The organism is Pseudomonas sp. FP2294 (assembly GCF_030687625.1).
In the GTDB taxonomy this organism is placed as follows: Bacteria; Pseudomonadota; Gammaproteobacteria; order Pseudomonadales; family Pseudomonadaceae; genus Aquipseudomonas; species Aquipseudomonas shahriarae.
This window is the reverse complement of the sequence record NZ_CP117441.1, coordinates 2,557,620-2,580,857: the sequence shown is the minus strand read 5'-3', so window position 1 is coordinate 2,580,857 and position 23,238 is coordinate 2,557,620. Positions and strand designations below refer to the sequence as shown.

Below are 23,238 nucleotides of genomic sequence, written 5' to 3'. Positions count from 1 at the left end.
ATGTCGGCGTTAGTTCCACCGATCATGCAATTGGCCCTACCAACGGCATGCCCAAACAAACCGTACCCCTCTACTTGAAAGGGCTTCGGTTGTTTTAGCACGCTTTTGGGCGCAGAGCACTGACCTGCAACAACTTGCGCTTGCCCTGCGCGTTTGGCGTTATCATAGCCCGCTTGAACCAGACCACGAGATTGTTAATCGATGTCAGAACCCAAAGGCGTAAACGGCTACCTGATCACTAAGCGAGCAGACGGCTGGCACCTGATCAATTTTCACGGAGACAGCGTCGCCGGGGCATTCGCCACCGAGAGCCAGGCTATTGCAGTAGCCGAAGTGTTTGTGGACGAAGCCGGTCACGCATCGAGCAAAAGGCCAAAGGGGAAATAAGCCCCTACGATTGCACATAAAAAGCCCCGATGATCGGGGCTTTTTTGTTTGCCCATTGCATTGCCTGTATCTGCGCCCTGGGAGAGCCGGCGCACTCACTCGCGAGAGAGGAAATTAGTTGGCCCTCATCAATAAACACTATTGCCTCCAAACACTAGCCAACCTATTTTTATAGCAACTCGCCTCTTCATCACACCAAATGTAGTCCAAGTCTTACGGTCATTTCTCGATTCTTGGAAAACAGCCATAACTTTCCTATATGCCCCACCACCAAAAGACTACGCAAGCAAGGGAACCGGACGACTTCCTTACTAAAACTAGTAGCTTAATAATTGCCCCGCCTCGAATGTTCTCCCGAAGTGCAATACAAATAGTTGGAAAATCAGGACTTCGCTGAACACCAACTCAACCGCACTCGGGCTGAGTTTTCTGCGCGCCTCCGCTGAGGCAAAGAACCGACTGGTCGGCCCGTTCCGGCTTGTCGTACGAACCTGGACTGCGCCTAAAAAGCGGCGAACTCAATCGCAAGCTTTTGATACCTCAAGAAGAGGAGAAATCCAAAGTACTGAGACCTGGACACTTAGCTGCACTCTCCATAACCGCTTTTTAATAGGTCCTACGCACAGTTGCGGCCGGACTTCTCAATAACACTTACTCTGTAGGTATCTGCAAATGAAAAATAATTTTAAAACTGCACTGCTAACTATCGGACTATTTGCTGGCGCGATCTCTGCCGCTCATGCGGCAGATGGGACAGTTACATTCGAGGGATCGGTCCACTCGGGTGCTTGTTCCATTAAGCCTGACTCCGTAGATCAAACCGTTCATCTTGGCGCGATCGCCAAACATCAATTGCAGACAGGGGGGAAATCCGAAGCCAGGCGCGTTCTGATTGAACTTGAAGGCTGCGACCTGGCAGGCCTGACTGATAATACGGTGACGACTACATTCACGGGCGCGCCCTCAAGCGTTGTCCCGGGCGGGTTGGGCACAGTGGGTAGCGCGGGCGGTATCGGCATCATGATGACCCATGGCAGCCAGCCCATTGAGCTGGGTGTCGCAACGACCCCGCAAGCCATTGCCGTCGGTAACAACACCCTGGAGTTTGGTGCCTATGTACAAGGTGCCGCCACCGGCACGGTCGTGCCTGGTGATTTCAGTGCGGTGACCAATTTCACCCTGGCCTATCAGTAAGTACGGCCCCCGCCACTTCGGGTGGCGGGGGACTCTGACGGGAGATACAGGTGAAAACATTCCTGAGTTTCGCCATTGCCTCTTCATTGACGGTGCTCATCAGCCCCTGCGTTTTCGCGAGTGCGGCGGCGCAAGGTGAGGGGTTAGTCACCTTGGGAGGAGAAGTCATTGACTCCGCTTGCGGGCTGGAACTGGTCAGTGCCGATCAAACCATCGAGATGCCTCCCGAGCCCATAGGCCGGCTGCTGCGCAGTGCGATAGGAGAACCTCACCCCTTCCAGTTGCGCCTGGTCAATTGCTCCTTGACCCGCCCTGACCCGTCACGCCCGGATGTGAACCTGCCGGATTGGCAGCACCTGCAAGTGACCTTTGACGGTGCCCGCGATAGAGACGGTCGCTCCTTTGCTGCCTTTGGTGGTTCACAGGGGGTCGCCCTGCACATTTGGGATGCGGCCGGCCAGGAGAGCATTCCGGGTGAACCGATGCCGTTGCTGCCGTTGGCAGAAGGCGACATGACACTGCACTACACGCTTCGCCTGGTCGGCAACGGGCTGCCGCTGATGCCTGGCGCTCACGGTGCCGCCGTGCGGTTCAAGCTGGAATATTTTTGAACATTGATGAGTCGTTTTTTCATGTTGAATACGTCGAAGGTCAAATATTCGCTGCGTCCAGGCCTATTTAGCGGGTTGATGTCACTGGCTGGAACTGCAATGGCCAGCGGGGATATCGAGTTCAATACGGATGTTCTTGATCTGAATGATCGCACCAATATTGACTTGTCCCGATTTGCGCGCAGCGGGTTTATTCTGCCCGGCACCTACTCAATGGTGGTGCAGGTCAATGCCCAGCCTATTGCTGAGCAGTCGGTGGTGTTCTATCCCCCCGATAATGATCCCAAGGGCAGCCAGGCCTGTTTGTCCCCAGATCTCGTCGAGCAGCTTGGCCTCAAGGCGTCCGGCGCGGCAAAACTCACCTGGTGGAATAACGGGCAGTGCCTGGATATCCAAGGGCTGCCGGGCATGGAAGTGAGTGGGGATCTGGCCACCTCGACGCTGACTATCAACCTCCCCCAGGCTTATCTCGAATACAGCGACATCAATTGGGACCCGCCCTCGCGCTGGGATGAAGGTGTGCCGGGGCTGTTGGCGGATTACAGCGTCACCGCGCAGTCCAACTATCAAAACAATCGCGGCAACCGCAACAACCTGAGTGGGAACGGAACGCTCGGCGCGAACGCCGGGGCCTGGCGCCTCAGGGCAGACTGGCAGGGGCGTTTCGAGAGACGCCGTGAGGGCGAAGCCAAGGACCAGAAACTGGACTGGACGCGCTACTACGCCTATCGCGCAATTCCTGCGCTGAAGTCGCGCCTCGTGGTGGGAGAGAACTACCTGTATTCGGACCTGTTCGACAGTTTCCGCTTTACCGGCGCCGCACTCAGTTCGGATGAAAACCAACTGCCCCCCAACTTGCGTGGCTACGCTCCGGAAGTCGTCGGAGTGGCGAAAACCAATGCAAAAGTCGTCGTCAGCCAGCAAGGCCGTGTGCTGTATGAAACCCTGGTCGCGGCAGGCCCCTTTCGCATTCAGGATCTTAACGATGCCGTGTCCGGCTCGCTGGATGTGCGGGTGGAAGAACAGGACGGCTCGGTCCACAGCTTCCAGCTAGATACGGCGGGTGTTCCCTACCTGACACGCCCCGGCCAGGTTCGCTACAAGCTGGCAACGGGACGACCGTCCAACCTCCAGTACAACGGTGACGGTGATTTTTTCGGGACCGGCGAGTTCTCCTGGGGGGTCAGCAATGGCTGGTCGCTGTTTGGCGGCGGGATCACGGATAACAATTACCATGCGCTGTCCGTCGGCGCTGGGCGTGACCTGCTCGCGTTCGGGGCCCTGTCGCTGGATGTCACCCAGTCCCAGGCAACCGTCTGGAATGAGCGGCTCGCGGGTAAATCCTACCGCCTCCAATACTCCAAGCACTTTGAGCAGTACGACAGCCAGATAACCTTCGCCGGCTACCGGTTTTCCGAGAAGGGCTTCCTGAGCATGAGTGAATACCTCAACGCTCGGCATTACGGTTTGAATGGCGAACTCGGCGGGCGCGGGGGGTACAACGAGGACGGTGAACGCATTGATGACTGGAAGCCTATCGGCGGGAGCAAGGCCCTTTATACGGCCACGGTGAATAAGCAGTTTCGCGACCTTGGGGCCACGGTCTACGCCAGTTACAACAAACAAACCTATTGGGACCGGCCACACACGCAGCGCTGGAACATGTCCGTGTCACGTTATTTCAATGTGGGCACCGTGAAAAACATGAGCCTGTCCCTGAACATCTATCGCACCCTGGAATACAGCTACAAGGATAACGGTGCGGCGCTAACGGTCAGCCTGCCGCTGGGGCGCACCGGCACGCTGTCGCTGGATGCCTACCGGGCCGCGGGCGATAACAGTTTTTCGTCGCGCTTCAGTGATCGCCTTGATGCGCGCAATAGCTACCAACTCCGTGCAAGCGATAGCTCTGCCAGCGGCTATCTGACCCACATGGGCGATCAGGCCGATATCGACCTCAGCGCCAGCCAACAATCCGGTAACAGCAGCCTCGGCGTGTCTGCGCGCGGCGGTGGCACGCTTACGTCTCACGGCGCTGCGCTGCACCGGACCAACAGCACGGGCGGAACCCGCCTGATGGTCGACACCGGCGGCGTACCTGATGTGCCTGTGCGGGGTTACGGCAGCCCAAGCCGCAGCAATGCCTTTGGCAAGGCGGTTATCTCGGATATCAGCAGCTATCAGCGTACGGCGGCCAGCGTCGACCTGGAGAGCCTGCCGAACAATGTCGAAGCCACTCAATCGGTGACGCAACTGACACTGACCGAAGGGGCTATCGGCTACCGCTCACTGGACGTGATTGCCGGCGAGAAAGCCATGGCGGTTCTTCGCCTGGAGGATGGCAACTCACCGCCGTTCGGCGCGCAGGTCAAGAACATGAAACAGCAGGATACCGGGATTGTGAATGACGACGGCCATGTCTATCTGAGCGGCATACAGGCCGGCGGGCAGATGGCCGTCAGTTGGGGAGGTGCCGAGCAGTGCATCCTCACGCTCCCTGTCGTTTTGCCTGCTGATGGCTTGACCGATGCCCTGCAATTGAGCTGCCGCAAGACCGCTACTGATCAATCCTTGCCCGTGCCGCCGGTACTGAGCGGGCAGCCTACCGATACGGAGAACACATCCTCATGACGCTCAAGACGCGCCTCCCTCTTCCGGCCTTCGCCCTGCTGGCACTGGGCTTGAGCCCGAGTGTAAATGCCGCGATCGGCCTGGACCGCACCCGAGTGATTTTCGATGGTGGCAAACAGGCCACCAGCGTGAACATCACCAATAACAACACCCAATTGCCGTATTTGGCCCAAGGCTGGATCGAGGATGAAGCGGGCACGAAAATCACCACTCCCCTGATCGTGTTACCCCCGGTTCAGCGCTTGGAGCCGGGGAAACAGAGCCAGGTGAAAGTCCAGGCATTGCCGGCGGCAAAAATGCTGCCGCAGGATCGCGAGACGGTCTACTACTTCAATTTGAGGGAGATCCCGCCGCGCAGTGATAAATCCAATACCCTGCAAATCGCCCTGCAGACCCGAATCAAACTGTTCTACCGGCCGCAGGCCATTGCGCCGAGCCAGCAAGACCTATCCACCCCCTGGCAGGAAAAGCTGACCCTGACCCGCATAGGCGCCAGTTATCAGGTGAATAACCCAACGCCTTACTACGTGACCCTGGTGGATGCGCGCAGCAGCAGGGACGGCAAAACCGTACCGGGCTTCGAGCCGGTGATGGTACCGCCCAAAGGCGCGCTGACGCTGGGGCCATCGGCCGACACACTCGGTACTACACCCTACTTCTCCTACGTCAACGACTACGGTGGTCGCCCACTGCTGGCTTTCACCTGCAGTGGTGAAACCTGCAAGGTCAGCTCACAAACCCCACCGCCCAAATGAGTAGCGCCTGCCGCGGGAGAACATCATGAAGTCGCACAATGGGAAGGTCTTGGGCGGCCTGTTGCTGGCCTTTGCCTTGGTGGGGGGCGCACACGCCGAGGATGATATCGAGGGCATGAATGGGCTGCTGAACATTAACGGGGCCATGCATGAGACACCTTGCAGCCTGGAGATGACGTCACTGCACCAGACGATTGACCTGGGCGCCGTGTCCACCAGCCAATTGCAGCGGCCGGGCGACCAGGCAACAGCTGTGGCATTCCAGCTGCATTTTACCGACTGCCAGCGCACCGCCGGCAGCATCCGTAGCGAACGTACGGGGAACCTGGCGTGGAGTGCCTTTCAACCGGTGCTGTCGGTGACGTTTGTCGCCCCTGCCGATGACGATGATCCGCGGCTGGTCAAAGTACAAGGCATCACCGGGATGGGCCTGCGGCTGACCGATGACGTGGGGCGGGATGTACGGCTGGGCTCCAGGGGCGAACCACTGTTTCTGGCATTGGGCAGCAGTACCCGGACCTGGAATGTTCAGCCTACGCGCACCTCTGCGCCACTGACCAGCGGGGCATTTCGCGCCGTAGTGGATTTCAGGCTCAATTATGACTAAGGGCAAAACAATGGCTAAGTCAATCGGCGCGCAGGCCGTTCTTACCGGCGCCCTGGTGTGGGCGGCAGGCCAAGCAGTGTCGGCCGATACCAATCTGATCATCCGGGCACAAATCATCGCCCCGCCGCCGTGTGTCATCAACAGCGGGAGCACGCTCGATGTGCCGTTTGGCAATAACCTCCTGACATCACGGGTTGACGGGGTCAATTATCGTCGAAGCGTGCCTTACACCGTGACATGCGACTCGCCTTTCAGCAACGCGATGACCCTGGAACTCAAGGGCACCGGAGCGGCGTTTGACAGTCGCGTGCTCGGCACCCGCAAGGCCGACCTTGGGGTAAAGCTGTTCGTGAATGACGCCGACTGGCCGCTGAATACGGCTGTGAGGTTTACCTATCCAAACTTTCCGATCGTGCAGGCCGTGCCTGTCAAACGCGCGGGCAGCAGTCTGACAGGAGGGGTGTTTGATGCCGCCGCCACCCTTGTCATCGAGTACCAATGAAAAGGAGCGATCAATGACCCGTTGCCAGCAGCGAGCATTGCTCGCCTTGTGTTCCATCGGCCTTTGCAGCAATGCGCTGGCCAACCTGACATTCAGCGGCACGCTGAACGAGCCGCCGCCCTGCACGATCAACGCAGGCAATAGCATTGAAGTCGATTTTGGGGATGTCGGGGTCAAGCGGGTCGACGGAGTGAAGTACCGTCGCGGGCTCGGCTACACCATCAATTGTGCCCCCGCCACGCTGCCGTGGGAGCTTAAGTTGAGTATCAGGGGCACGGCGACAGGGTTTGACGGCGCCGCATTGCAAACCAATGTGCCTGCACTGGGGATCCGGATTTTCCAGAATGACCAGCCGTTTCCACTCAACACACCGCTGGACATCAGCCTGTCGTCACCGCCGGCATTGGAGGTTGTTCCCGTCAAACAGCCAGGCACCACGCTGTCCCCTGCACAGTTTACGGCGGTGGCAACGTTGCTGGCCGAATACGAGTAGGAGATCCGTCCATGGGACACGAAACGATTTATAAGGGCTGGCCAAGTGCGGGGCTGGCCTTACTGCTGACCACCGGCCTGCCCCCCGAGGGGCAAGCGGCGGACAACCTGCGCTTGAAGGGCAACCTGGTGGAAGAGGCCTGCACTATCCGTCCAGGCGACGAGGCCATCACATTGGAGCTCTGGGACCTGACCAGCAAGCATCTCTACATCAACACCCGCTCCCAGGGTCGGGGTTTCAAGCTGCACCTGGAAGATTGCAACACCACAATCAGCAACACGGTCACCATCACGTTCGGCGGCAGGGAAAACCCGGCGCTGCCCGGATTGCTCGCGCTGGACGCAGGGAGCGGTGCCTCAGGCATTGGCGTCGGTATCGAGACACCGAGCCAAAAGCCATTGCCGCTGAATACAGTCAGCGACGAACAGGTGTTGCGTAATGGCAGCAACGTTATTGAGCTCAAAGCCTATGTCCAGGGTGAGCCGAATGCCATCAGGGACCAGAGCATTGGCCATGGCGCCTACACCGCGACCTCTACTTTTACCCTGGACTACCCGTAATTCGTAGGCTCAAAAAACCGATTGATACCCATAGGCTTTCAGGCCAACCAGGTTTACAGCGACTGATTGTTCGCTGGACAGCGCCTGCGTAGAGAAGCAACGAGAGATCAAGATGAAACGACTATATGAAGCCATGGTGCTTCTCCTGCTGATTAGCGTTAGTTCGGCCGCGCTGGCTGTCGATTGTCGGATCAATGGTGGGGAGTGGGCGCGGGTGACCCACCTGACCGTTCCCGTAGACGTACGGCTCGATACAGATCGCGTGAGGATTCTGATGGAGGGCGCCCGGCTCGAATGTCGGTTTACCGCCGGCGCAGGCCCCGTTTGGGGAGAGGATTACTGGGCAACCGGGAATGCCTCGGGAACGCCCTGGACGTCCGGCCCCAAATTCACCCGGGAAAGGAGCGGTTTGCGCATCAATGGCAGCTTCCTCGATACGCCGGTTCCGGCGGGTATCCGCGTGGCCACCATGCCCAACAACGGGATCGGCTACCCGATCAATATCACCCCCTATATTCTGGTGCGTAACGATCCCTCCAATCCGATTGATGTGCGCACAGGAGACACCCTCGGCCTGTTGCGCCTCACCAGCTCGAACAATTTCGACGGCACCCGACCGCAACTCACGGTCACTTATACCGCCGCCAACGACTTCACCATTTCCCCGTCAACCTGCACGATCAACAATAACAACCCGATCGAGATCGACTTCGGCGATGTACACCAAAGGGCAATCGGCACCGACCCGCTGACAACCACCGTTCGCCGTGACCGCCGACTCACCTACGCGTGCCCGGACCCGGGGATCACCACGCCGATCACCATTACCTACAAAGGTACGCCGTCATCGTTCGACTCCAGGCTACTGCTGATGAGCAACCCGGATGTCGGCACGGCACTCGTAAGGAGCGCAACGGCCGTCCAGGTCGGCGGCGCCTTCCTGTCCAGTATTACCAATAGCGTGGGAGGCGACGATGTGACGTTTACCCTCGTCCGGCGAGCCGGCTCCCTGCCCACCCCAGGCCCCGTCAGCGGCAGCGGTGTACTCGTGATGGGTGTGCCATGACACACGCAGAAGGCCAGGGCTGGACACATCGCGGGGGCGCAGTCACAGACTTTGTTTCTGAGACTGCGCATTAAGTGGCAGTTCGCTATACTCTCGCGCCAACGCCCCACGACAGTGTCAGCGCCCCTCCAACACCCTCGACGACGACCCAACTCATGAACAAAATCCTGGCACTGATCTCGGTACTGGCGCTTGCCGGCTGCACCACCACATCTGATATCTATCTGAAAAATGGCGAACAAGGCCTGACCATCGACTGCTCGGGCGAGGCCAACTCTTGGGCCAGTTGCTATGAAAAAGCCGATGCATCCTGCGCAGGCACCGGTTACCGCATCGTCGGTACCGAAGGCACGCCGGCCTTGCAGGACAGCGACAAGACCCTGGGCGTGGACGTGGGCAATTTCAAGGACCGCAGTGTGGTGGTGGTCTGCAAGTAACCGGGGCGGTTACATGTGAATCTCGGCGAACTTGATGCCCAGGCTACGAATGGTGTCGATCAGGTCATCCAGTGTCGCAAAGGATTCGACCTCGTCCTGGTCATCCACCAGGAAAAAGCTGCGCCCGCCGCTTTTCTTGAAAAATACAATCCACTCCCCCGAATTGGCCGGATTTTGAATCACATGGGTCGCAGAGATGTTACCCTCTGCATGCCGCTCTCTGACGCGTTCACGTTTCATAATTGCTTTCCAGAATGACAATGCCGCTCAAACCCCGGGGTTTGAGCGGCATTTTTTGTGGTCGGCCGATAGTTTAACGGATGCCTTGGCCAATCAGTACGCCATCAACCGTTTGCCCGTACAGATTCACGCCATCATTGGCGTGGAACTTGACGCGGGTCTTCTCCACCGAGCCGTCCACCAGGCGCGGATCCTGGGGGCGCTCATGGCGGTTGACGTAGGCCGCCACGTCCCAGGCCTGCTGGTCGCTCAAGCTACCGCCCTTGCCCAGCGGCATGTTGTGCTTGATAAAGGAGGCCGCCGTGTTGATCCGGTGCATACCGGCGCCCCAGTTATAGGAGTCCTTGCCCCACAACGGTGGCATCACGTAGCTATCACCGACCTTCTGCCCCTGCCCCTCGCCGCCATGGCACACCGCACACTGTGCCTTGTACACCTCGGCCCCTTGCGCCAGGTTGTAGCCTTTGGCCGGTTGTGGCACATCAGGGTAACCACGCCCAGGCAACTCCACGCCCAGCGGCGCCTTGCTCGCCAGCCAGTAAGCGTAGGTCGACAGCGCGGCAATCTCAGGGCTGTCGGCTGCCGGTGGCGTGCCGCCGTCCATGCTGAACTGGAAGCAACCCTGCAGGCGTTCGGCGAAGGAGTTGACCTTGTCATTCTTTTTTCGATAGGCCGGGTACATCGGGTAAGCCCCCCACAGCGGCGAGGAGTTGGCCAGGCGCCCCTGATCCAGGTGGCAGTTGCTGCAATTGAGACCGTTGCCGACATACTGCGGCGCCAGGCGCTTGGTGTCGACGAACAACGCATAACCCTGCATCACCAACTTGCCGTAGGCATTGTCGGGCAACTCGCTTGCCTGAGGTGGCTGGAACGCCGTGGTGGCAGACACCGCAGCCGGCACCTGCAGTTGCGACTGATCTTCCATGGCTATCGGTGCGGCCAACGCCGGCACACTGATCAACGCGACCAGCACGGGTGCAAATGACAGGTTCTTCATGGCTTGACCTCCTGGCCAGGCAAGGAGGCGAAATAACCGGCAATCCCCTGCACTTCGTCATCCGTGAGGGATTTGGCCACATGGCCCATCAGGTCATTGGGATCATTGTGCCGGGTGCCACTGCGCCAGGCATTGAGCTGGGCGGCCAGGTAGGCGGCAGATTGCCCGGACAGCGGCGGGAACGCCTCGCCCACGCCGACACCTGCAGGGCCATGGCAACTGACGCACGCAGGAATCTGCCGCTCCCAGGCCCCCTGCAGTGCCAGTTTTTCGGTGGGATTGGTCGGGGCCATGCTGCGATGGCCGGTTTGCACGGCCGGCGCCGGCATCGCCGCCAGCGTCTGGGTCACTGCGGCGATTTCTTCATCGGTAAGCGCCTTGGCCAGCGACGTCATCACCGGGTTGCTGCGCGCACCACTCTGGAAGTCATGCAGTTGTTTGCTCAGGTAAGCCTCCGGCAACCCCGCCAGCCGCGGAAACCCCGCAGCCGCCAGCCCCAGGCCATCGGCGCCATGGCACGCCATGCAAGCCGCCGCGCCAGGCTGCGCGCCACCTTCATTGAACACCTTTTTGCCCTCCAGCGCCTGCGCGCTGCCGAGCATGAGCAGCAGGGCGCCACCCATCAACACTCTCTCCACAGACATCATCACGACTCCATTTTTATAGTTATATGCTTAGACCTACAATGCATAAGCCTACAAATGGTAGGGTAATGGGCTGACAGTCACAACCGCTGGGTAAGAAATTTCAGGCAATAAAAAGCCCGGCACTGCAAGCGCAGGCCAGGCTTCTTGATCGGAGTTGATCGCGTATGAGCGGTGAGGTGGACTCAGCCGGAAATGCAGTCTTCCGCAGCTTTCTTCACATCACCCGGACGAATCGGCACATTGGACATGCTCTCGTAGAGCTTGATGCTGCTACCGCTGGAGCGGTCTTCAATCTCGAAAATGGCCGACGGGTCAGCCGAAAATTTCTGCGGCACAATTACCCGCACACCTTCCTTGAGCGGCTCGATCTGCGACGGGCGACGGGTCGCCGACAGTTTCTGCACCACACACGCCGCGTATTCCTGCGGTTTTTTCCCGGAGATAACCGCCAGGGTTGGCGGTGTCTGCTTGATGTCTGAAACCGAAGCACATCCACCTATTGCCAGGGCCAGAACCAATACACTCCACTTCATACAAAACCTCCGATAAAGACCCTACGACAGCGAAGATGGTATTTTTCTCCCGCCAACGTAGGATTTATCCCTGATATATCGGTAAATAACTGTTTTAAATTGTCGAAGACGCCGACGACGACCCGATAATAAACGTGCTGGGGCTGATAAACTCCATCTTAACCCACGTATCGTTCTGATTTTTCAGAAAAAGCCCTTCTGGAGACACCCCCCCATGAAATTCATCCACCAGCGCGAACACTTGAACGAAGGGGACATTGTCGTCATTGAATGCTCGCAGACCTGCAATATCCGCCTGATGAGCGATGCGAATTTCCGCAGCTTCAAAAATGGTGGTCGCCACACGTATCACGGTGGCGCGTTCGACAAATTCCCGGCCAAGATCACCGCGCCAAGCACCGGGTTCTGGAACATCACCCTGGATGTGGTGACACGCCGTGCCATCAGCGTTACCCGCAAGCCGGCCTTGTCCCATAAAATCCGCATTGTTCGCCGCACCAGCACCAAACTCAGCTGATTGCGCTGCCTTACACCACAGGAATGCCCGTGAACCAGACCACCAAATACGTCATCAAGTACAAGCTCAACGGCGAACGCCGTTTTGAATTTGCCCAACTGCAGTCGGCCAGCACCGAAGAGGCCCAGGCGGCCTTGGCGAAAATCCACGATGCCAGTGACGAAATCACTGAGATCACCGTGAGCAAGGCCCTGTAAACCATCCCCAGCAGCGGAGTGATTGTGCAACATGGACCCTCATTCCACCGGCGACCTGTTCAGCGACGAGGCCTTGCAGCAACCGGCCCGTCGCGAGCAAATCGGCGAACAATCCTACGTCCTCAGGGGCTATGCCCTGCCCTGGCTTGAACGTGTCTTGCCCGAGCTGCGTGCCGTCCTGGTCCAGTCCCCGTTCCGGCATATGGTCACCCCCGGTGGTTTTACCATGTCGGCGGCCCTGAGCAGTTGCGGCGCACTGGGCTGGACCACCAGCCCCCAGGGCTATCGCTACAGCCCCCTCGACCCCGAGCGCCAGCAGCCCTGGCCGAGCATGCCGGCGGTGTTGCGCGAACTGGCGATCAACGCGGCTAGCGCAGCGGGCTTCGACGGTTTTGCGCCGGACGCCTGCCTGATCAACCGCTATGTGCCGGGTGCGAGGATGTCCCTGCACCAGGACAAGAACGAGCGCGACTACAACGCGCCAGTGGTCTCGCTGTCCCTGGGCCTGCCGGCGGTGTTTCTGTTTGGCGGCCATCAACGCAGTGACAAGACGCAGAAGATCTCACTGTTCCATGGTGACGTGGCGGTCTGGGGCGGCGTTGACCGCCTGCGTTTTCATGGGGTGCTGCCGATCAAGGAAGGCGCGCACCCGCGCATGGGGCCACAACGGATCAACCTGACGTTTCGCACGGCCGGCTGACCCCGGTGAATTCAACCACAAGCAACGGAGTGTGCGGCCCCTCCCCGGTGATTATCCTGGCCACTGATCCATTGCCGAGCTACTGCCATGAGCACTGAAGATGATCTGCGCTGGGCGGCCATTGTTGCCCGTGACGCTACCGCCGACCTGACCTTCGTCTATGGGGTCAAGACCACCGGGGTGTATTGCCGTCCCAGCAGCAGCGCACGCCAGCCGCTGCGCAAGAACGTCGAGTTCTTCGACACCCCGCAGCAAGCCGAAGCCGCCGGGTACCGCCCCAATAAACGCACCTCGGCCGATCAGACCCAGGTCGCGCAACGCCATGCGCACCTGGTCGCCGCCGCTTGCCGCCATATCGAACAGGCCGAGACCCTGCCGGCCCTGGAAGACCTGGCCAACGGCGCCGGCCTGAGCCCCTTCCACTTCCACCGGGTATTCAAGACCCTGACCGGGCTGACGCCACGGGGCTATGCGCGGGCCCATCGTTCACGCAAGGTCAGGGCTCACCTGCAGGACAACCAGTCGGTGACCGACGCGCTGTACGACGCAGGCTTCAACTCCAACAGCCGCTTCTATGCGTCTGCCGACCAGTTGCTCGGCATGACACCCAGCGACTACAAGGCCGGCGGCATCCATAACGATATCCACTTTGCCATCGGCGAGTGCTCCCTGGGGGCGATTCTGGTGGCGCAAAGCAATCGCGGGGTCTGCGCGATCCTCCTGGGCGACGACCCGGACCAACTGGCGCGCGACCTGCAGGACCAATTCCCGCAGGCCAATCTAATCGGCGCCGACCCCGGTTTTGAACAGTTGATCGCCCAGGTGGTGGGTTTTATCGAAGCACCTGCCCTGGGCCTGAACCTGCCCCTGGACCTGCGCGGCACCGCGTTCCAGGAGCGTGTCTGGCAGGCCCTGCGCGACATTCCGTTAGGCAGCACGGCCAGCTATGCCGAGATTGCCCAACGCATCGGCGCGCCCAGCGCCTTTCGCGCCGTGGCCCAGGCGTGCGGCGCCAATCGCCTGGCCGTGGCGATTCCCTGTCACCGCGTGGTACGCAGCGATGGTCATCTTTCGGGCTACCGCTGGGGGGTGGAGCGCAAGCAGCAATTGCTCCAGCGCGAACGCCGCACCGTGCATGAACAGGCGCCTGCGTCCAGTGAATAATACAGACTGGCCTTGCCCTGGCCGCCCCTGTTAAAAATGCCGGGCAGCCCTCCCCGGGCGTTCCACCACTGGAGAAGCGAACCATGAGCACCTGGCCAGATACGCGGATTATTGACCTCTTGGGCATTGACCTGCCGATCATCCAGGCCCCCATGGCCGGCAGCACCAGCCCGCAGATGGTGATTGCCGCAAGCCAGGCCGGCGCCCTCGGCTCAATGCCGGCGGCCACCTTGAGTCTCGAGCAACTGCGCCAGGCGCTGAGCACCATTCGCCAGGCCAGTGCCCGACCGTTGAACGTCAATTTCTTCTGCCATCAGCCACCAGCCCCTGCCCCCGAACGTGACCGCCAGTGGAAGGCGATGCTGGAGCCCTACTACCGTGAACTGGGGGCCGATTTTGACGCACCGACCCCGGTCTCCAACCGCGCTCCGTTCGACACTGCCAGTTGCGAAGTGGTGGAAGAGTTCCGCCCCGAGGTAGTCAGTTTCCACTTCGGCCTGCCGGAAAAAGCCCTGCTGGACCGGGTCAAGGCCACCGGGGCAAAAGTGCTGTCATCGGCCACCACCGTCGAAGAAGCGATCTGGCTGGAGCGGCACGGTTGCGATGCAATCATTGCCATGGGCTATGAAGCCGGTGGGCATCGCGGGATGTTTCTCAGCGATCGCCTCACCAGCCAGATTGGCACAATGGCCCTGGTGCCGCAGATCGTCGATGCGGTCAGTGTGCCGGTGATCGCTGCCGGTGGGATTGGCGATGCACGGGGCATGGTTGCCGCGTTCGCCCTCGGCGCCTCGGCGGTGCAGATCGGCACGGCCTATCTGTTCACGCCCGAAGCCACTATCACCCCCGCCCACCATCAGGCATTGCACAGCGCCCAGGCCAGCGAAACGGCCCTGACCAACCTGTTCACCGGGCGCCCGGCGCGGGGGATCGTCAATCGGGTGATGCGCGAACTGGGGCCAATCAACCCAGCGGCGCCGGCGTTTCCATTGGCCGGCGGTGCCTTGATGCCTTTGCGCGCCCTGGATGAAGCCGACTTCAGTAGCCTGTGGGCCGGCCAGGCGCTGCGCCTGGGGCAGGACCTGTCGACCCGCGAGCTGACGCTGAACCTGGCCCGGCAGGCCCTGGCGCAACTTAATAAGCGCTGAGCCCCTGAGACAACTTTGCACTGTACCGACGATGGCGAAGCGCTATATATTCCCATACATAGCGATTACCTATAACAAGCCGCCACGTCGGCACCCCAAGGAGCTGCTGCATGATGATTCGCGCCCCAGGCCTGGCCACCCTGCTTGCCCTCTTCACCCTGGGCTCGGCCCACGCCGATGAAGTCCAGGTAGCCGTCGCCGCCAACTTCACCGCCCCTATACAGGCCATCGCCGCCGACTTCAAACAAGACACCGGGCACACCCTGGTCGCCGCCTACGGGGCTACCGGGCAGTTCTACGCCCAGATCAAGAACGGCGCGCCGTTTGAGGTATTCCTCAGTGCCGACGACAGCACCCCGCAAAAGCTCGAGAGCGAAGGCGACACCGTCAAGGGCTCGCGCTTCACCTATGCCGTCGGCACCCTGGCGCTGTGGTCGGCCAAGGAAGGTTATGTGGATGCCAAGGGCGATGTGCTGCAGAAAAACCAATACCAGCACCTGTCCATCGCCAACCCGAAAGCCGCCCCCTACGGCCTCGCAGCCACCCAGGTGCTGGCCAAGCTGGGCCTGACCGACCAGGTCAAGAGCAAGCTGGTCGAAGGCCAGAACATCACCCAGGCCTATCAGTTTGTGTCCACCGGCAATGCCGAGTTGGGCTTTGTCGCCTTGTCGCAGATCTATAAAGACGGCAAAGTCAGCAGCGGCTCGGCGTGGATCGTTCCTGGCCAGATGCATGACCCGATCAAACAGGACGCGGTGATCCTCAATAAAGGCAAGGACAACCCGGCCGCCAAGGCGCTGGTTGACTACCTCAAGGGGCCAAAAGCTGCCGCGATTATCAAATCCTACGGTTATCAACTGTAAATGCCCCTATCGAGTGCCGATTTTTCTGCGATCTGGTTGACCCTGAAACTGGCGTCGCTGACCACCGTGATTCTGCTGGTCATCGGCACTCCGATTGCCCTGTGGCTATCGCGCACCCGCTCCTGGTGGCGCGGCCCCATCGGCGCGATCGTGGCCCTGCCGCTGGTGCTGCCGCCCACGGTGATTGGCTTCTACCTGCTGCTGACCATGGGCCCCCATGGCTACCTCGGGCAGTTCACCCAATGGCTGGGCCTGGGCACCCTGACCTTCAGCTTCGCCGGCCTGGTGATTGGCTCGGTGATCTATTCCATGCCGTTTGTGGTGCAACCGTTGCAGAACGCGTTCTCGGCCATCGGCAGTCGCCCCCTGGAAGTCGCCGCCACCTTGCGGGCCAACCCCTGGGATACATTTTTCACGGTGATCCTGCCCCTGGCCCGGCCCGGTTTTATCACCGCGTCAATCCTCGGTTTTGCCCATACCGTGGGTGAGTTTGGCGTGGTGCTGATGATCGGCGGCAATATTCCCGACAAGACCCGGGTGGTCTCGGTGCAGATCTACGATCACGTCGAAGCCATGGAATACGCCCAAGCCCACTGGCTGGCCGGGGCCATGGTGGTGTTTTCTTTCCTGGTGTTGCTGGCGCTCTACTCCAGCCGTAAAACCAAAGCGGGCTGGAGCTGATGTCGATGATCGAAGTGCGCCTGCAACTGCAGTATTCCGGGTTTGCCCTGGACGTGGACCTGAAGCTGCCGGGGCGGGGCGTCACCGCACTCTACGGGCACTCCGGCTCGGGCAAGACCACCTGCCTGCGCTGCATTGCCGGGTTGGAGCGGGCCGGTGATGGGTTTGTGCAAATCAACGAGCAGGTCTGGCAAGACAGCCGTAACGGGGTGTTTGTACCGCCGCACAAACGTGCCCTCGGTTATGTATTCCAGGAGGCCAGCCTGTTTCCCCACCTGTCGGTGCTGGCCAACCTGGAGTTCGGCCTCAAGCGTATCCCCAAGGCCCAACGCCGTGTGGACATGGCCCAGGCCACGCAACTGCTGGGCATTGGCCACCTGCTGGATCGCCATCCCGAGCATTTGTCCGGCGGTGAGCGCCAGCGCGTCGGCATCGCCCGCGCCCTGCTCACCAGCCCGCAATTGCTACTGATGGACGAACCCCTGGCCGCCCTCGACAGCCAGCGCAAAGGCGAGATCCTGCCCTATCTGGAGCGCCTGCACGACCAACTGGAAATCCCGGTGCTGTACGTCAGCCATGCCCAGGATGAGGTGGCGCGCCTGGCCGATCACATTGTCCTGCTCAGCGAGGGCAAGGCCCTGGCCAGCGGCCCGATTGGCGAAACCCTGGCGCGGCTCGACCTGCCGCTGGCCCTGGGCGACGATGCCGGCGTGGTGATCAACGGCACGGTCAGCAGCCACGACGCCCACTACCAGTTGCTGACCCTGCAATTGCCCGACAGCCCATTGCAAATGCGCGTGGCCCATACACCGCTGGCGCCGGGCAAACACTTGCGGTTCAAGGTTCGCGCCCGGGATGTCAGCCTCAGCCTGCAACCCGGGGAGCACAGCAGTATTCTCAACTGCTTGCCCGTGACCGTGATCCAGGAGATCCCTGCCGATAACAGTGCCCATGTGCTGGTGCGGCTGGATGCTGCGGGCACGCCGTTGCTGGCGCGGATCACCCGTTACTCGCGGGACCAGTTGCACGTGCATCCAGGGCAGGCACTGTGGGCACAGATCAAGGCGGTCGCGGTACTGGCTTGAACGGACGGCGCAACGCTGCGGTCAATCAGCCATACCGGCCTGATTTATTGCCAAGGACTTTGCCCCATGCCCGACTCCACCGTGCCTGCCGACCTGCCCCGTGACCTGCACTACGTTGATGACAGCCAACCGGGCCTGAGCCGCCGCAAACTGCGGGGCAGGTTCCAGTATTTCGACAGCCACGGCCAACGCCTGACCGACGCCGACGAAATCCAGCGGATCAACGCCCTCGCCATCCCGCCGGCCTATACCGACGTGTGGATCTGCGCCGACCCCAAGGGCCATCTGCAGGCCACCGGGCGCGATGCGCGCGGCCGCAAGCAATACCGTTATCACCCACGCTGGCGCGAGGTGCGCGACAGTGACAAGTATTCGCGCCTGCAGCAGTTCGGCAATGCGCTGCCCAAATTGCGCAAGCAACTGCAAGCGCAGGTCGACGCACCAGGCTTCAATCGGGAGAAAGTCCTGGCCACCGTGGTGTTGTTGCTCGATGCCACGCTGATCCGCGTCGGCAACAGCCAATACGCCCGCGATAACCGCTCCTATGGCCTGACCACCCTGCGCACCCGCCACGTGGATATCAAGGGCAGCGAAATCCAGTTCCAGTTCCGTGGCAAGAGCGGTGTCGAGCATCAGGTCAGCATCAAGGACCGGCGCCTGGCCACCGTGCTCAAGCGCTGCCTGGAGTTGCCGGGGCAGAACCTGTTCCAGTACCTGGACGAAAACGGCGAGCGGCGTACCGTCAGCTCCACCGACGTCAACGCCTACCTGCACAGCCTCACCGGCGCCGACTTTACCGCCAAGGACTATCGCACCTGGGCCGGCAGCGCCCTGGCCCTGGCGGTGTTGCGGGAGCTGGCGTGGCAACCGGAGTCGGATGCCAAAAGGCATGTGGTGGAGATGGTCAAGAACGTCGCCCGGCAACTGGGCAACACCCCGGCGGTGTGCCGCAAGTGCTACATCCACCCGGCGGTGCTGGAGCACTTCAGCCAGGGCGGGCTGGCGAAACTGCCCAGGCCCAGGGTGCGCAAGGGCTTGAAAGCCGAAGAGGTGGGGCTGGCGATGTTTCTTGAGCAACTGCAGACGGCGGCATCACCGATGTAGGAAAAATGACGCAACTGCGCTAGGCTACCGGTCCTTTCCGACCGCAGGACGACCGCCGACGTGAACAACTAAGCCTTCCAACATGTAAACGCAACGAGCCGCCTGGCGCGCTTGTTGGCTTGTGCCACATTGTTCTGGAGGTGCTGATGACTGACGTCAACCGGCTGCCTGTACTTGTTTCCTTGCATCACGTGGGTTTTCAGTTCGCCAATGGCGAGATTCTGCTGGAAGACCTCAACCTGTCTATTGATTGCACCCCTACCGGGATTGTCGGCCGTAATGGCATGGGCAAGAGCGTATTGGCGCGCCTGCTGGCCGGCGTGCTTGTTCCGTCCTGTGGCGTGATCAAATTATCGGCCCGTATCGCCTATGTCCCACAGACCATTGAGCTGTTACCGGGACAGACCGTGGCCCAGGCCAGCGGTTGCGCACAAACCCTGGCCGCCCTTGAACGCATGGCCCGGGGTCAAGCGCAGGCTGACGACCTGGAACTGATTGATGATCGCTGGGACCTGGCCGAACGCCTGCGCCAGGCACTGGACGCCGCTGGCCTGGCCGAGATCAGCCCCGACCAGCCCGCCGAACAGCTCAGTGGCGGCCAACTGGCCAGGGTCGCGCTGATAGGTGCTTTACTTCGCGCCCCGCAATTGCTGATTCTCGACGAGCCCACCAACCACCTCGACAGCGCCGGTCGCGACTGGCTGCTGGCGACTCTCAACGCCTGGCGCGGCGCCCTGGTAGTGGTCAGTCATGACCGGCGCCTGCTCAACACCCTGGGGCGAATCATCGAGCTGTCGCCCCTCGGGGCCCGGCTCTACGGCGGCAACTACGACGACTACCGGGCGCAGCGCGATGCCCAGCAGCACGCCGCCCAGGCCGCCCTGGAACATGCCCGCCTAGATCGGCGCCGCGAGCGCCAGCGCCTGAAAAAAGACCTCGACAGCTTCCAGCGCCACGCCGCGAGCGCCCGTAAGCATGCCGAGACCGCCAACGTCGATGCCTTCACCAAATCCCGCTGGAAAGGCGCCGCCAACGAAATCGTCAGCAACGTGCGCAGCGCCCACGTGCAACACAAACAGGTGTTGAACGAACGCGTGCGCTCGGCCCACGAACGGGTGGTGGACGAAACACCGACCTTCCTCGCCTTGCCCGGCACCCTCCTGCCTGCTGGCCGCCAGGTGCTAACCCTGACCGACTGCCAACTGCCCTGGCTCGCTCCCCACGCGCCGAGCACCTTTATCAACGCAAGCCTGTGTGGGCCGATACGGGTCGCAGTCCACGGTCCCAATGGTTGCGGCAAGTCCACCCTGCTCAAGCTGCTGGCCGGCCAATGGCAACCGGTCAGCGGCACCTGCACGGTGCACGTACCCTGTGCCTATCTCGATCAACAGTTGACGCTGCTCGATGACCGGCAGTCGATCGTCGAACAACTCAAACTGATGGACACGCCCCTGGCCGAAGCCGAGCTGCGCACCCGCCTGGCCCTGTTGCAACTGGACGCATTGCGCGTAACCCAACCCATCGGCCAGCTCAGTGGCGGCGAGCGGTTGAAGGCCGCCATGGCGATTGCCTTATGGCGCAAGACCCCGGCGCAATTGCTGCTGCTGGACGAGCCCACCAACCATTTGGACCTGGAGTCGGTAATGGCCTTCGAACAGGCTTTGCAAGGGTTTAGCGGCGCGCTGATTGCGGTCTCCCATGACGCGGCATTTCTGCAGGCACTCAAACCGACTCACGTCCTGACCTGGGACGCCATGGGCTGGCGCTTGGAGGTGAACTGAAGATGTTCCAAGTCATTGCAGTTCAGAGGAAAGCGTCCTACGGTAGTGGCCGGATAATCTCATTGAGGAACCTCCCGCCGTGCTGCCCTCCTCCCCGAAACCCTTGGTCAATACCGTCCTGCAGCACCAGCACAAATGGCGCGGGCGCATTGGCCTGACGCTGGTGGCCAGCCTCTCGGTACTGGCCGGCATGACTGACGCCATTGGCTTTATGGCCAGTGGCGATTTTGTCTCGTTCATGAGCGGCAACACCACGCGGCTGGCGGTGGCGATCAGTGAAGGCGACCTGGGGCTGACCGGACGTCTGACGCTGCTGGTGGCGACGTTTATTCTGGGGAACGCCCTGGGTGTGATCATCAGTCGGATCAGCAAGCGCCACGCGTTGCCGCTGTTGCTATGTATTGCCACGCTATTGTGCGGGGCAGCAGCGTGGCCGCTGGCCGAACAATTGCCTGCCGTGCTGGCCGCGATCATTGCCATGGGCATGCTCAATGCGGCGGTGGAACAGGTCAATGGCCTGCCCGTGGGGCTGACTTACGTGACCGGCGCGTTGTCGCGGTTCGGTCGGGGGCTGGGGCGCTGGATGCTGGGGGAGCGTCGCGATGGCTGGCGCGTACAGTTGATTCCCTGGGCCGGGATGTTTGTCGGCGCGGTGATCGGCGCCTTGCTGGAGCATCAGATGGGCATTCGCGCCCTGCTGGTCAGCGGCCTGCTGTCGGCGCTACTGGGCCTGCTGTCGCTGAAGATTCCACGGCGTTGGCACTTGGGTTATATGCCACGCTGAAAAGGTGCCCGCCCAACACAAGGCCTCGACGTCCATGTACTGGTAAAGAGCCATGATGTTGGGCGAGCGCGAGAATATTAAGGCAAAGCCGGCGGTGTGTCCGCCGGGCATTTCTGAAGAAATCTAAGGAAACAAACTACAGACAGGTCGCCAAGGCCGCCAGGCGACGCTTGGCAGCGAAATTATCTTCGGCTGCGTAGTAACTGACGGTGGTGCTGGCGCCGGCACTGCGCACATCGACAAAGTAATCACCGCCCGTGGTGTAGACCGTATGACCACCGCCTTGCGCCGGCTCCATAAAGCCTCCGGCATCAACGCCGAACACCGCTTCGTCCTGCCAACCGAACTGGATGCACTGGGCAACGACCAGCGCGGCCTTGTCAGAGGCCAGGGTTTTATAGGGCGCGCCTGCGCGTGCGTCTTTCATCTTCGAACCTGCGCAACCGGCCAGCGCCGCCAGGACCAACGCACCTATCACCACCTTCCGCATGCCATCGCTTCCTTGAAAAAAACGCGACTGTACCACTGCCTACAACAACCAGCGAAACAGATAGAACAGCGCCATGCTCGACAGCACCGTGGTCAAGACGCTGCGCGTCCAGAACATCAAGGCCACCGCGCAGATACCGGCCAGCAGGTAGGGGTTGGTGGGGCTCAGGTTGAGCTTGTGCTCGGCCAGGAAAATGATTGGCCCGCAGATCGCCGTCAACATGCCGGGCACCGCAAAACCGAGAAACTCCCGGGCGCCGCGATTCAGGCGAACCGGCAAGCGCGGCTCAAGAAACAGATAACGGTTGAAAAACACCGCCAGGCCCATGCCGATAATCATCACAAAAATCATCGCTGCCCCACTCCCAAACGCTTGCAGGCATAGCCTGCACTCATGCCCAACAACCCCGAGACCACCACCGCCGACTCCCAGTGCCAGTAGCTGAGCAGCACCGAAAACAGCAGGGCCACCGCCACGCACACCACCGTCGGCACATCACGCACCACCGGGGTGATCAAGGCGATAAAGGTCGCGGCGATGGAGAACTCCAGGCCCAGTTGATCGAGGTTGGGGATGCTCTTGCCGAGCACGATGCCGGCCAGGGTGAACAGGTTCCAGGCCACGTAGAACGTCAGGCCCACGCCCAGGGCATACCAGCGGTTGAAGGTCTGGCGGTCGTATTGGCTGACCAGGGCAAAGAACTCGTCGGTCAGCAAAAAGCCCAGGCTCATGCGCCACCGCGCCGGCAAGGGCGACAGGGTGCTGCGCATATGCATGCCATACAGCAGATGCTGAGAGGTCAGCAGCAAGGTGGTGAGCAAAATGGCGATCAGGCTCGCGCCGCTCTTGACCATGCCAATCGCCACCAGCTGCGCCGCACCGGCAAACACAATGGCCGACAGACCCTGGCTTTCCAGCGGGGTGAACTGGGCGTCAATCGCCAGGGAACCGGCCAACAGGCCCCACGGGGCACAGGCCAGCGACAGGGGAATAATCGCAATCGCGCCACGGGCGAAAGCGTAATGCGGTAAGGCAGTAGGCATGGACAACAGGCTCATCGGCAA

The 23,238-nt window shown here is 60.9% G+C and carries 29 protein-coding genes; 22 read left to right on the top strand and 7 right to left on the bottom strand.

Annotated features, from left to right (window positions below):
• Window positions 1-201: 201 nt before the first annotated feature.
• The 11 genes from PSH73_RS11420 to PSH73_RS11370 all read left to right on the top strand — a co-directional run bounded on the left by PSH73_RS11420 (window position 202) and on the right by PSH73_RS11370 (window position 9,243).
• The gene (locus tag PSH73_RS11420) at window positions 202-387 is read left to right on the top strand and encodes a hypothetical protein (protein WP_029294643.1); all 186 of its coding nucleotides are present in this window, start codon (window positions 202-204) and stop codon (window positions 385-387) included.
• Window positions 388-1,059: 672 nt separating this feature from the next.
• Entirely contained in the window at window positions 1,060-1,581 is a 522-nt protein-coding gene (locus PSH73_RS11415) for a fimbrial protein (RefSeq protein ID WP_057959611.1), read from the top strand.
• 50 nt (window positions 1,582-1,631) lie between these two features.
• Window positions 1,632-2,192, top strand: coding sequence for a fimbrial protein (locus PSH73_RS11410; RefSeq protein WP_057959610.1), 561 nt, complete (start codon window positions 1,632-1,634; stop codon window positions 2,190-2,192).
• A 21-nt stretch (window positions 2,193-2,213) separates the two neighbouring features.
• Window positions 2,214-4,823 carry an outer membrane usher protein gene (locus PSH73_RS11405; RefSeq protein WP_152987941.1) on the top strand — a complete coding sequence of 870 codons (2,610 nt, stop codon included), beginning with the start codon at window positions 2,214-2,216 and terminating at the stop codon, window positions 4,821-4,823.
• A complete protein-coding gene (locus tag PSH73_RS11400; protein WP_169990253.1) occupies window positions 4,820-5,578 on the top strand; it encodes a fimbria/pilus periplasmic chaperone in 759 nt (252 codons plus the stop codon). Before PSH73_RS11405 ends, PSH73_RS11400 begins: the two co-directional genes overlap by 4 nt.
• A 25-nt stretch (window positions 5,579-5,603) precedes the next feature.
• Window positions 5,604-6,185 carry a fimbrial protein gene (locus PSH73_RS11395; protein WP_057959607.1) on the top strand — a complete coding sequence of 194 codons (582 nt, stop codon included), beginning with the start codon at window positions 5,604-5,606 and terminating at the stop codon, window positions 6,183-6,185.
• A gap of 10 nt (window positions 6,186-6,195) precedes the next feature.
• Window positions 6,196-6,687 carry a fimbrial protein gene (locus PSH73_RS11390; protein ID WP_120732888.1) on the top strand — a complete coding sequence of 164 codons (492 nt, stop codon included), beginning with the start codon at window positions 6,196-6,198 and terminating at the stop codon, window positions 6,685-6,687.
• Window positions 6,688-6,700: 13 nt separating this feature from the next.
• Entirely contained in the window at window positions 6,701-7,180 is a 480-nt protein-coding gene (locus PSH73_RS11385) for a fimbrial protein (RefSeq protein ID WP_057959605.1), read from the top strand.
• 11 nt (window positions 7,181-7,191) lie between these two features.
• A complete protein-coding gene (locus tag PSH73_RS11380; RefSeq protein WP_057959604.1) occupies window positions 7,192-7,740 on the top strand; it encodes a fimbrial protein in 549 nt (182 codons plus the stop codon).
• 112 nt (window positions 7,741-7,852) lie between these two features.
• Entirely contained in the window at window positions 7,853-8,806 is a 954-nt protein-coding gene (locus tag PSH73_RS11375) for a fimbrial protein (protein WP_057959603.1), read from the top strand.
• Window positions 8,807-8,961: 155 nt separating this feature from the next.
• Window positions 8,962-9,243: a hypothetical protein gene (locus tag PSH73_RS11370; protein WP_128593749.1), complete on the top strand. Its 282-nt coding sequence runs from the start codon at window positions 8,962-8,964 to the stop codon at window positions 9,241-9,243.
• Window positions 9,244-9,252: 9 nt separating this feature from the next.
• Here the strand turns inward: PSH73_RS11370 and PSH73_RS11365 are convergent, their stop codons facing one another.
• From PSH73_RS11365 to PSH73_RS11350, 4 genes are all read right to left on the bottom strand, one after another.
• Entirely contained in the window at window positions 9,253-9,483 is a 231-nt protein-coding gene (locus PSH73_RS11365; protein ID WP_282405541.1) for a hypothetical protein, read from the bottom strand.
• Between the two features lie 73 nt (window positions 9,484-9,556).
• Window positions 9,557-10,480, bottom strand: a complete 924-nt coding sequence (locus PSH73_RS11360; protein ID WP_305462503.1) for a c-type cytochrome — start codon at window positions 10,478-10,480, stop codon at window positions 9,557-9,559.
• Window positions 10,477-11,127, bottom strand: a complete 651-nt coding sequence (locus PSH73_RS11355; RefSeq protein ID WP_057959601.1) for a cytochrome c — start codon at window positions 11,125-11,127, stop codon at window positions 10,477-10,479. Before PSH73_RS11355 ends, PSH73_RS11360 begins: the two co-directional genes overlap by 4 nt.
• 182 nt (window positions 11,128-11,309) lie before the next feature.
• Window positions 11,310-11,660: a hypothetical protein gene (locus PSH73_RS11350; protein ID WP_057440046.1), complete on the bottom strand. Its 351-nt coding sequence runs from the start codon at window positions 11,658-11,660 to the stop codon at window positions 11,310-11,312.
• A 214-nt stretch (window positions 11,661-11,874) separates the two neighbouring features.
• Between PSH73_RS11350 and PSH73_RS11345 the strand changes: the two genes are divergently transcribed.
• From PSH73_RS11345 to PSH73_RS11295, 11 genes are all read left to right on the top strand, one after another.
• A complete protein-coding gene (locus tag PSH73_RS11345; protein WP_003173824.1) occupies window positions 11,875-12,177 on the top strand; it encodes a DUF1883 domain-containing protein in 303 nt (100 codons plus the stop codon).
• Window positions 12,178-12,206: 29 nt separating this feature from the next.
• On the top strand, window positions 12,207-12,374 hold the full coding sequence (locus tag PSH73_RS11340; protein WP_162947682.1) for a hypothetical protein: 168 nt from the start codon (window positions 12,207-12,209) through the stop codon (window positions 12,372-12,374).
• Window positions 12,375-12,405: 31 nt separating this feature from the next.
• On the top strand, window positions 12,406-13,074 hold the full coding sequence (gene alkB / locus PSH73_RS11335) for a DNA oxidative demethylase AlkB (protein ID WP_057440045.1): 669 nt from the start codon (window positions 12,406-12,408) through the stop codon (window positions 13,072-13,074).
• Window positions 13,075-13,161: 87 nt separating this feature from the next.
• Complete coding sequence (ada, locus tag PSH73_RS11330) at window positions 13,162-14,238, top strand: bifunctional DNA-binding transcriptional regulator/O6-methylguanine-DNA methyltransferase Ada (RefSeq protein ID WP_057959599.1); 1,077 nt, start codon at window positions 13,162-13,164, stop codon at window positions 14,236-14,238.
• A gap of 83 nt (window positions 14,239-14,321) precedes the next feature.
• Window positions 14,322-15,386 (top strand): nitronate monooxygenase family protein, encoded by a 1,065-nt coding sequence (locus tag PSH73_RS11325; protein ID WP_057959598.1) that lies wholly within the window; start codon window positions 14,322-14,324, stop codon window positions 15,384-15,386.
• Between the two features lie 110 nt (window positions 15,387-15,496).
• On the top strand, window positions 15,497-16,249 hold the full coding sequence (gene modA / locus PSH73_RS11320) for a molybdate ABC transporter substrate-binding protein (protein ID WP_169990248.1): 753 nt from the start codon (window positions 15,497-15,499) through the stop codon (window positions 16,247-16,249).
• Window positions 16,250-16,930, top strand: a complete 681-nt coding sequence (gene modB, locus PSH73_RS11315) for a molybdate ABC transporter permease subunit (protein ID WP_057440041.1) — start codon at window positions 16,250-16,252, stop codon at window positions 16,928-16,930. It abuts the gene before it with no gap.
• A 5-nt stretch (window positions 16,931-16,935) separates the two neighbouring features.
• On the top strand, window positions 16,936-18,015 hold the full coding sequence (gene modC, locus PSH73_RS11310) for a molybdenum ABC transporter ATP-binding protein (RefSeq protein ID WP_128593753.1): 1,080 nt from the start codon (window positions 16,936-16,938) through the stop codon (window positions 18,013-18,015).
• Window positions 18,016-18,081: 66 nt separating this feature from the next.
• Window positions 18,082-19,119 carry a DNA topoisomerase IB gene (locus tag PSH73_RS11305; RefSeq protein WP_169990247.1) on the top strand — a complete coding sequence of 346 codons (1,038 nt, stop codon included), beginning with the start codon at window positions 18,082-18,084 and terminating at the stop codon, window positions 19,117-19,119.
• Between the two features lie 146 nt (window positions 19,120-19,265).
• The gene (locus PSH73_RS11300) at window positions 19,266-20,900 is read left to right on the top strand and encodes an ABC-F family ATP-binding cassette domain-containing protein (RefSeq protein WP_305462500.1); all 1,635 of its coding nucleotides are present in this window, start codon (window positions 19,266-19,268) and stop codon (window positions 20,898-20,900) included.
• A 79-nt stretch (window positions 20,901-20,979) separates the two neighbouring features.
• Window positions 20,980-21,684: a YoaK family protein gene (locus tag PSH73_RS11295; RefSeq protein WP_057959594.1), complete on the top strand. Its 705-nt coding sequence runs from the start codon at window positions 20,980-20,982 to the stop codon at window positions 21,682-21,684.
• Between the two features lie 136 nt (window positions 21,685-21,820).
• Here the strand turns inward: PSH73_RS11295 and PSH73_RS11290 are convergent, their stop codons facing one another.
• Genes PSH73_RS11290 through PSH73_RS11280 form a run of 3 tightly spaced genes read right to left on the bottom strand, consistent with a single transcriptional unit; the run spans window position 21,821 to window position 23,217 of the window.
• Window positions 21,821-22,174 carry a hypothetical protein gene (locus tag PSH73_RS11290; protein WP_057440037.1) on the bottom strand — a complete coding sequence of 118 codons (354 nt, stop codon included), beginning with the start codon at window positions 22,172-22,174 and terminating at the stop codon, window positions 21,821-21,823.
• A 39-nt stretch (window positions 22,175-22,213) separates the two neighbouring features.
• Window positions 22,214-22,525 (bottom strand): AzlD domain-containing protein, encoded by a 312-nt coding sequence (locus PSH73_RS11285; protein WP_057440036.1) that lies wholly within the window; start codon window positions 22,523-22,525, stop codon window positions 22,214-22,216.
• A complete protein-coding gene (locus PSH73_RS11280) occupies window positions 22,522-23,217 on the bottom strand; it encodes an AzlC family ABC transporter permease (RefSeq protein ID WP_057440118.1) in 696 nt (231 codons plus the stop codon). The genes PSH73_RS11285 and PSH73_RS11280 overlap by 4 nt, the downstream gene beginning before the upstream one ends.
• Window positions 23,218-23,238 lie beyond the last annotated feature (21 nt).

Excerpts from the sequence above, each read along its gene's own strand:
- modB (WP_057440041.1), top strand. The coding sequence starts at position 16,250 with ATGCCCCTATCGAGTGCCGATTTTTCTGCGATCTGGTTGACCCTGAAA.
- PSH73_RS11350 (WP_057440046.1), bottom strand. The coding sequence starts at position 11,660 with ATGAAGTGGAGTGTATTGGTTCTGGCCCTGGCAATAGGTGGATGTGCT.
- PSH73_RS11365 (WP_282405541.1), bottom strand. The coding sequence starts at position 9,483 with ATGAAACGTGAACGCGTCAGAGAGCGGCATGCAGAGGGTAACATCTCT.
- modC (WP_128593753.1), top strand. The coding sequence starts at position 16,936 with ATGATCGAAGTGCGCCTGCAACTGCAGTATTCCGGGTTTGCCCTGGAC.
- PSH73_RS11385 (WP_057959605.1), top strand. The coding sequence starts at position 6,701 with ATGACCCGTTGCCAGCAGCGAGCATTGCTCGCCTTGTGTTCCATCGGC.
- PSH73_RS11395 (WP_057959607.1), top strand. The coding sequence starts at position 5,604 with ATGAAGTCGCACAATGGGAAGGTCTTGGGCGGCCTGTTGCTGGCCTTT.
- modA (WP_169990248.1), top strand. The coding sequence starts at position 15,497 with ATGATGATTCGCGCCCCAGGCCTGGCCACCCTGCTTGCCCTCTTCACC.
- PSH73_RS11300 (WP_305462500.1), top strand. The coding sequence starts at position 19,266 with ATGACTGACGTCAACCGGCTGCCTGTACTTGTTTCCTTGCATCACGTG.
- PSH73_RS11380 (WP_057959604.1), top strand. The coding sequence starts at position 7,192 with ATGGGACACGAAACGATTTATAAGGGCTGGCCAAGTGCGGGGCTGGCC.
- ada (WP_057959599.1), top strand. The coding sequence starts at position 13,162 with ATGAGCACTGAAGATGATCTGCGCTGGGCGGCCATTGTTGCCCGTGAC.
- PSH73_RS11305 (WP_169990247.1), top strand. The coding sequence starts at position 18,082 with ATGCCCGACTCCACCGTGCCTGCCGACCTGCCCCGTGACCTGCACTAC.
- PSH73_RS11360 (WP_305462503.1), bottom strand. The coding sequence starts at position 10,480 with ATGAAGAACCTGTCATTTGCACCCGTGCTGGTCGCGTTGATCAGTGTG.
- PSH73_RS11370 (WP_128593749.1), top strand. The coding sequence starts at position 8,962 with ATGAACAAAATCCTGGCACTGATCTCGGTACTGGCGCTTGCCGGCTGC.
- PSH73_RS11375 (WP_057959603.1), top strand. The coding sequence starts at position 7,853 with ATGAAACGACTATATGAAGCCATGGTGCTTCTCCTGCTGATTAGCGTT.
- PSH73_RS11280 (WP_057440118.1), bottom strand. The coding sequence starts at position 23,217 with ATGCCTACTGCCTTACCGCATTACGCTTTCGCCCGTGGCGCGATTGCG.
- PSH73_RS11325 (WP_057959598.1), top strand. The coding sequence starts at position 14,322 with ATGAGCACCTGGCCAGATACGCGGATTATTGACCTCTTGGGCATTGAC.
- PSH73_RS11405 (WP_152987941.1), top strand. The coding sequence starts at position 2,214 with ATGTTGAATACGTCGAAGGTCAAATATTCGCTGCGTCCAGGCCTATTT.
- alkB (WP_057440045.1), top strand. The coding sequence starts at position 12,406 with ATGGACCCTCATTCCACCGGCGACCTGTTCAGCGACGAGGCCTTGCAG.
- PSH73_RS11285 (WP_057440036.1), bottom strand. The coding sequence starts at position 22,525 with ATGATTTTTGTGATGATTATCGGCATGGGCCTGGCGGTGTTTTTCAAC.
- PSH73_RS11415 (WP_057959611.1), top strand. The coding sequence starts at position 1,060 with ATGAAAAATAATTTTAAAACTGCACTGCTAACTATCGGACTATTTGCT.
- PSH73_RS11420 (WP_029294643.1), top strand. The coding sequence starts at position 202 with ATGTCAGAACCCAAAGGCGTAAACGGCTACCTGATCACTAAGCGAGCA.
- PSH73_RS11390 (WP_120732888.1), top strand. The coding sequence starts at position 6,196 with ATGGCTAAGTCAATCGGCGCGCAGGCCGTTCTTACCGGCGCCCTGGTG.
- PSH73_RS11355 (WP_057959601.1), bottom strand. The coding sequence starts at position 11,127 with ATGATGTCTGTGGAGAGAGTGTTGATGGGTGGCGCCCTGCTGCTCATG.
- PSH73_RS11345 (WP_003173824.1), top strand. The coding sequence starts at position 11,875 with ATGAAATTCATCCACCAGCGCGAACACTTGAACGAAGGGGACATTGTC.
- PSH73_RS11400 (WP_169990253.1), top strand. The coding sequence starts at position 4,820 with ATGACGCTCAAGACGCGCCTCCCTCTTCCGGCCTTCGCCCTGCTGGCA.
- PSH73_RS11290 (WP_057440037.1), bottom strand. The coding sequence starts at position 22,174 with ATGCGGAAGGTGGTGATAGGTGCGTTGGTCCTGGCGGCGCTGGCCGGT.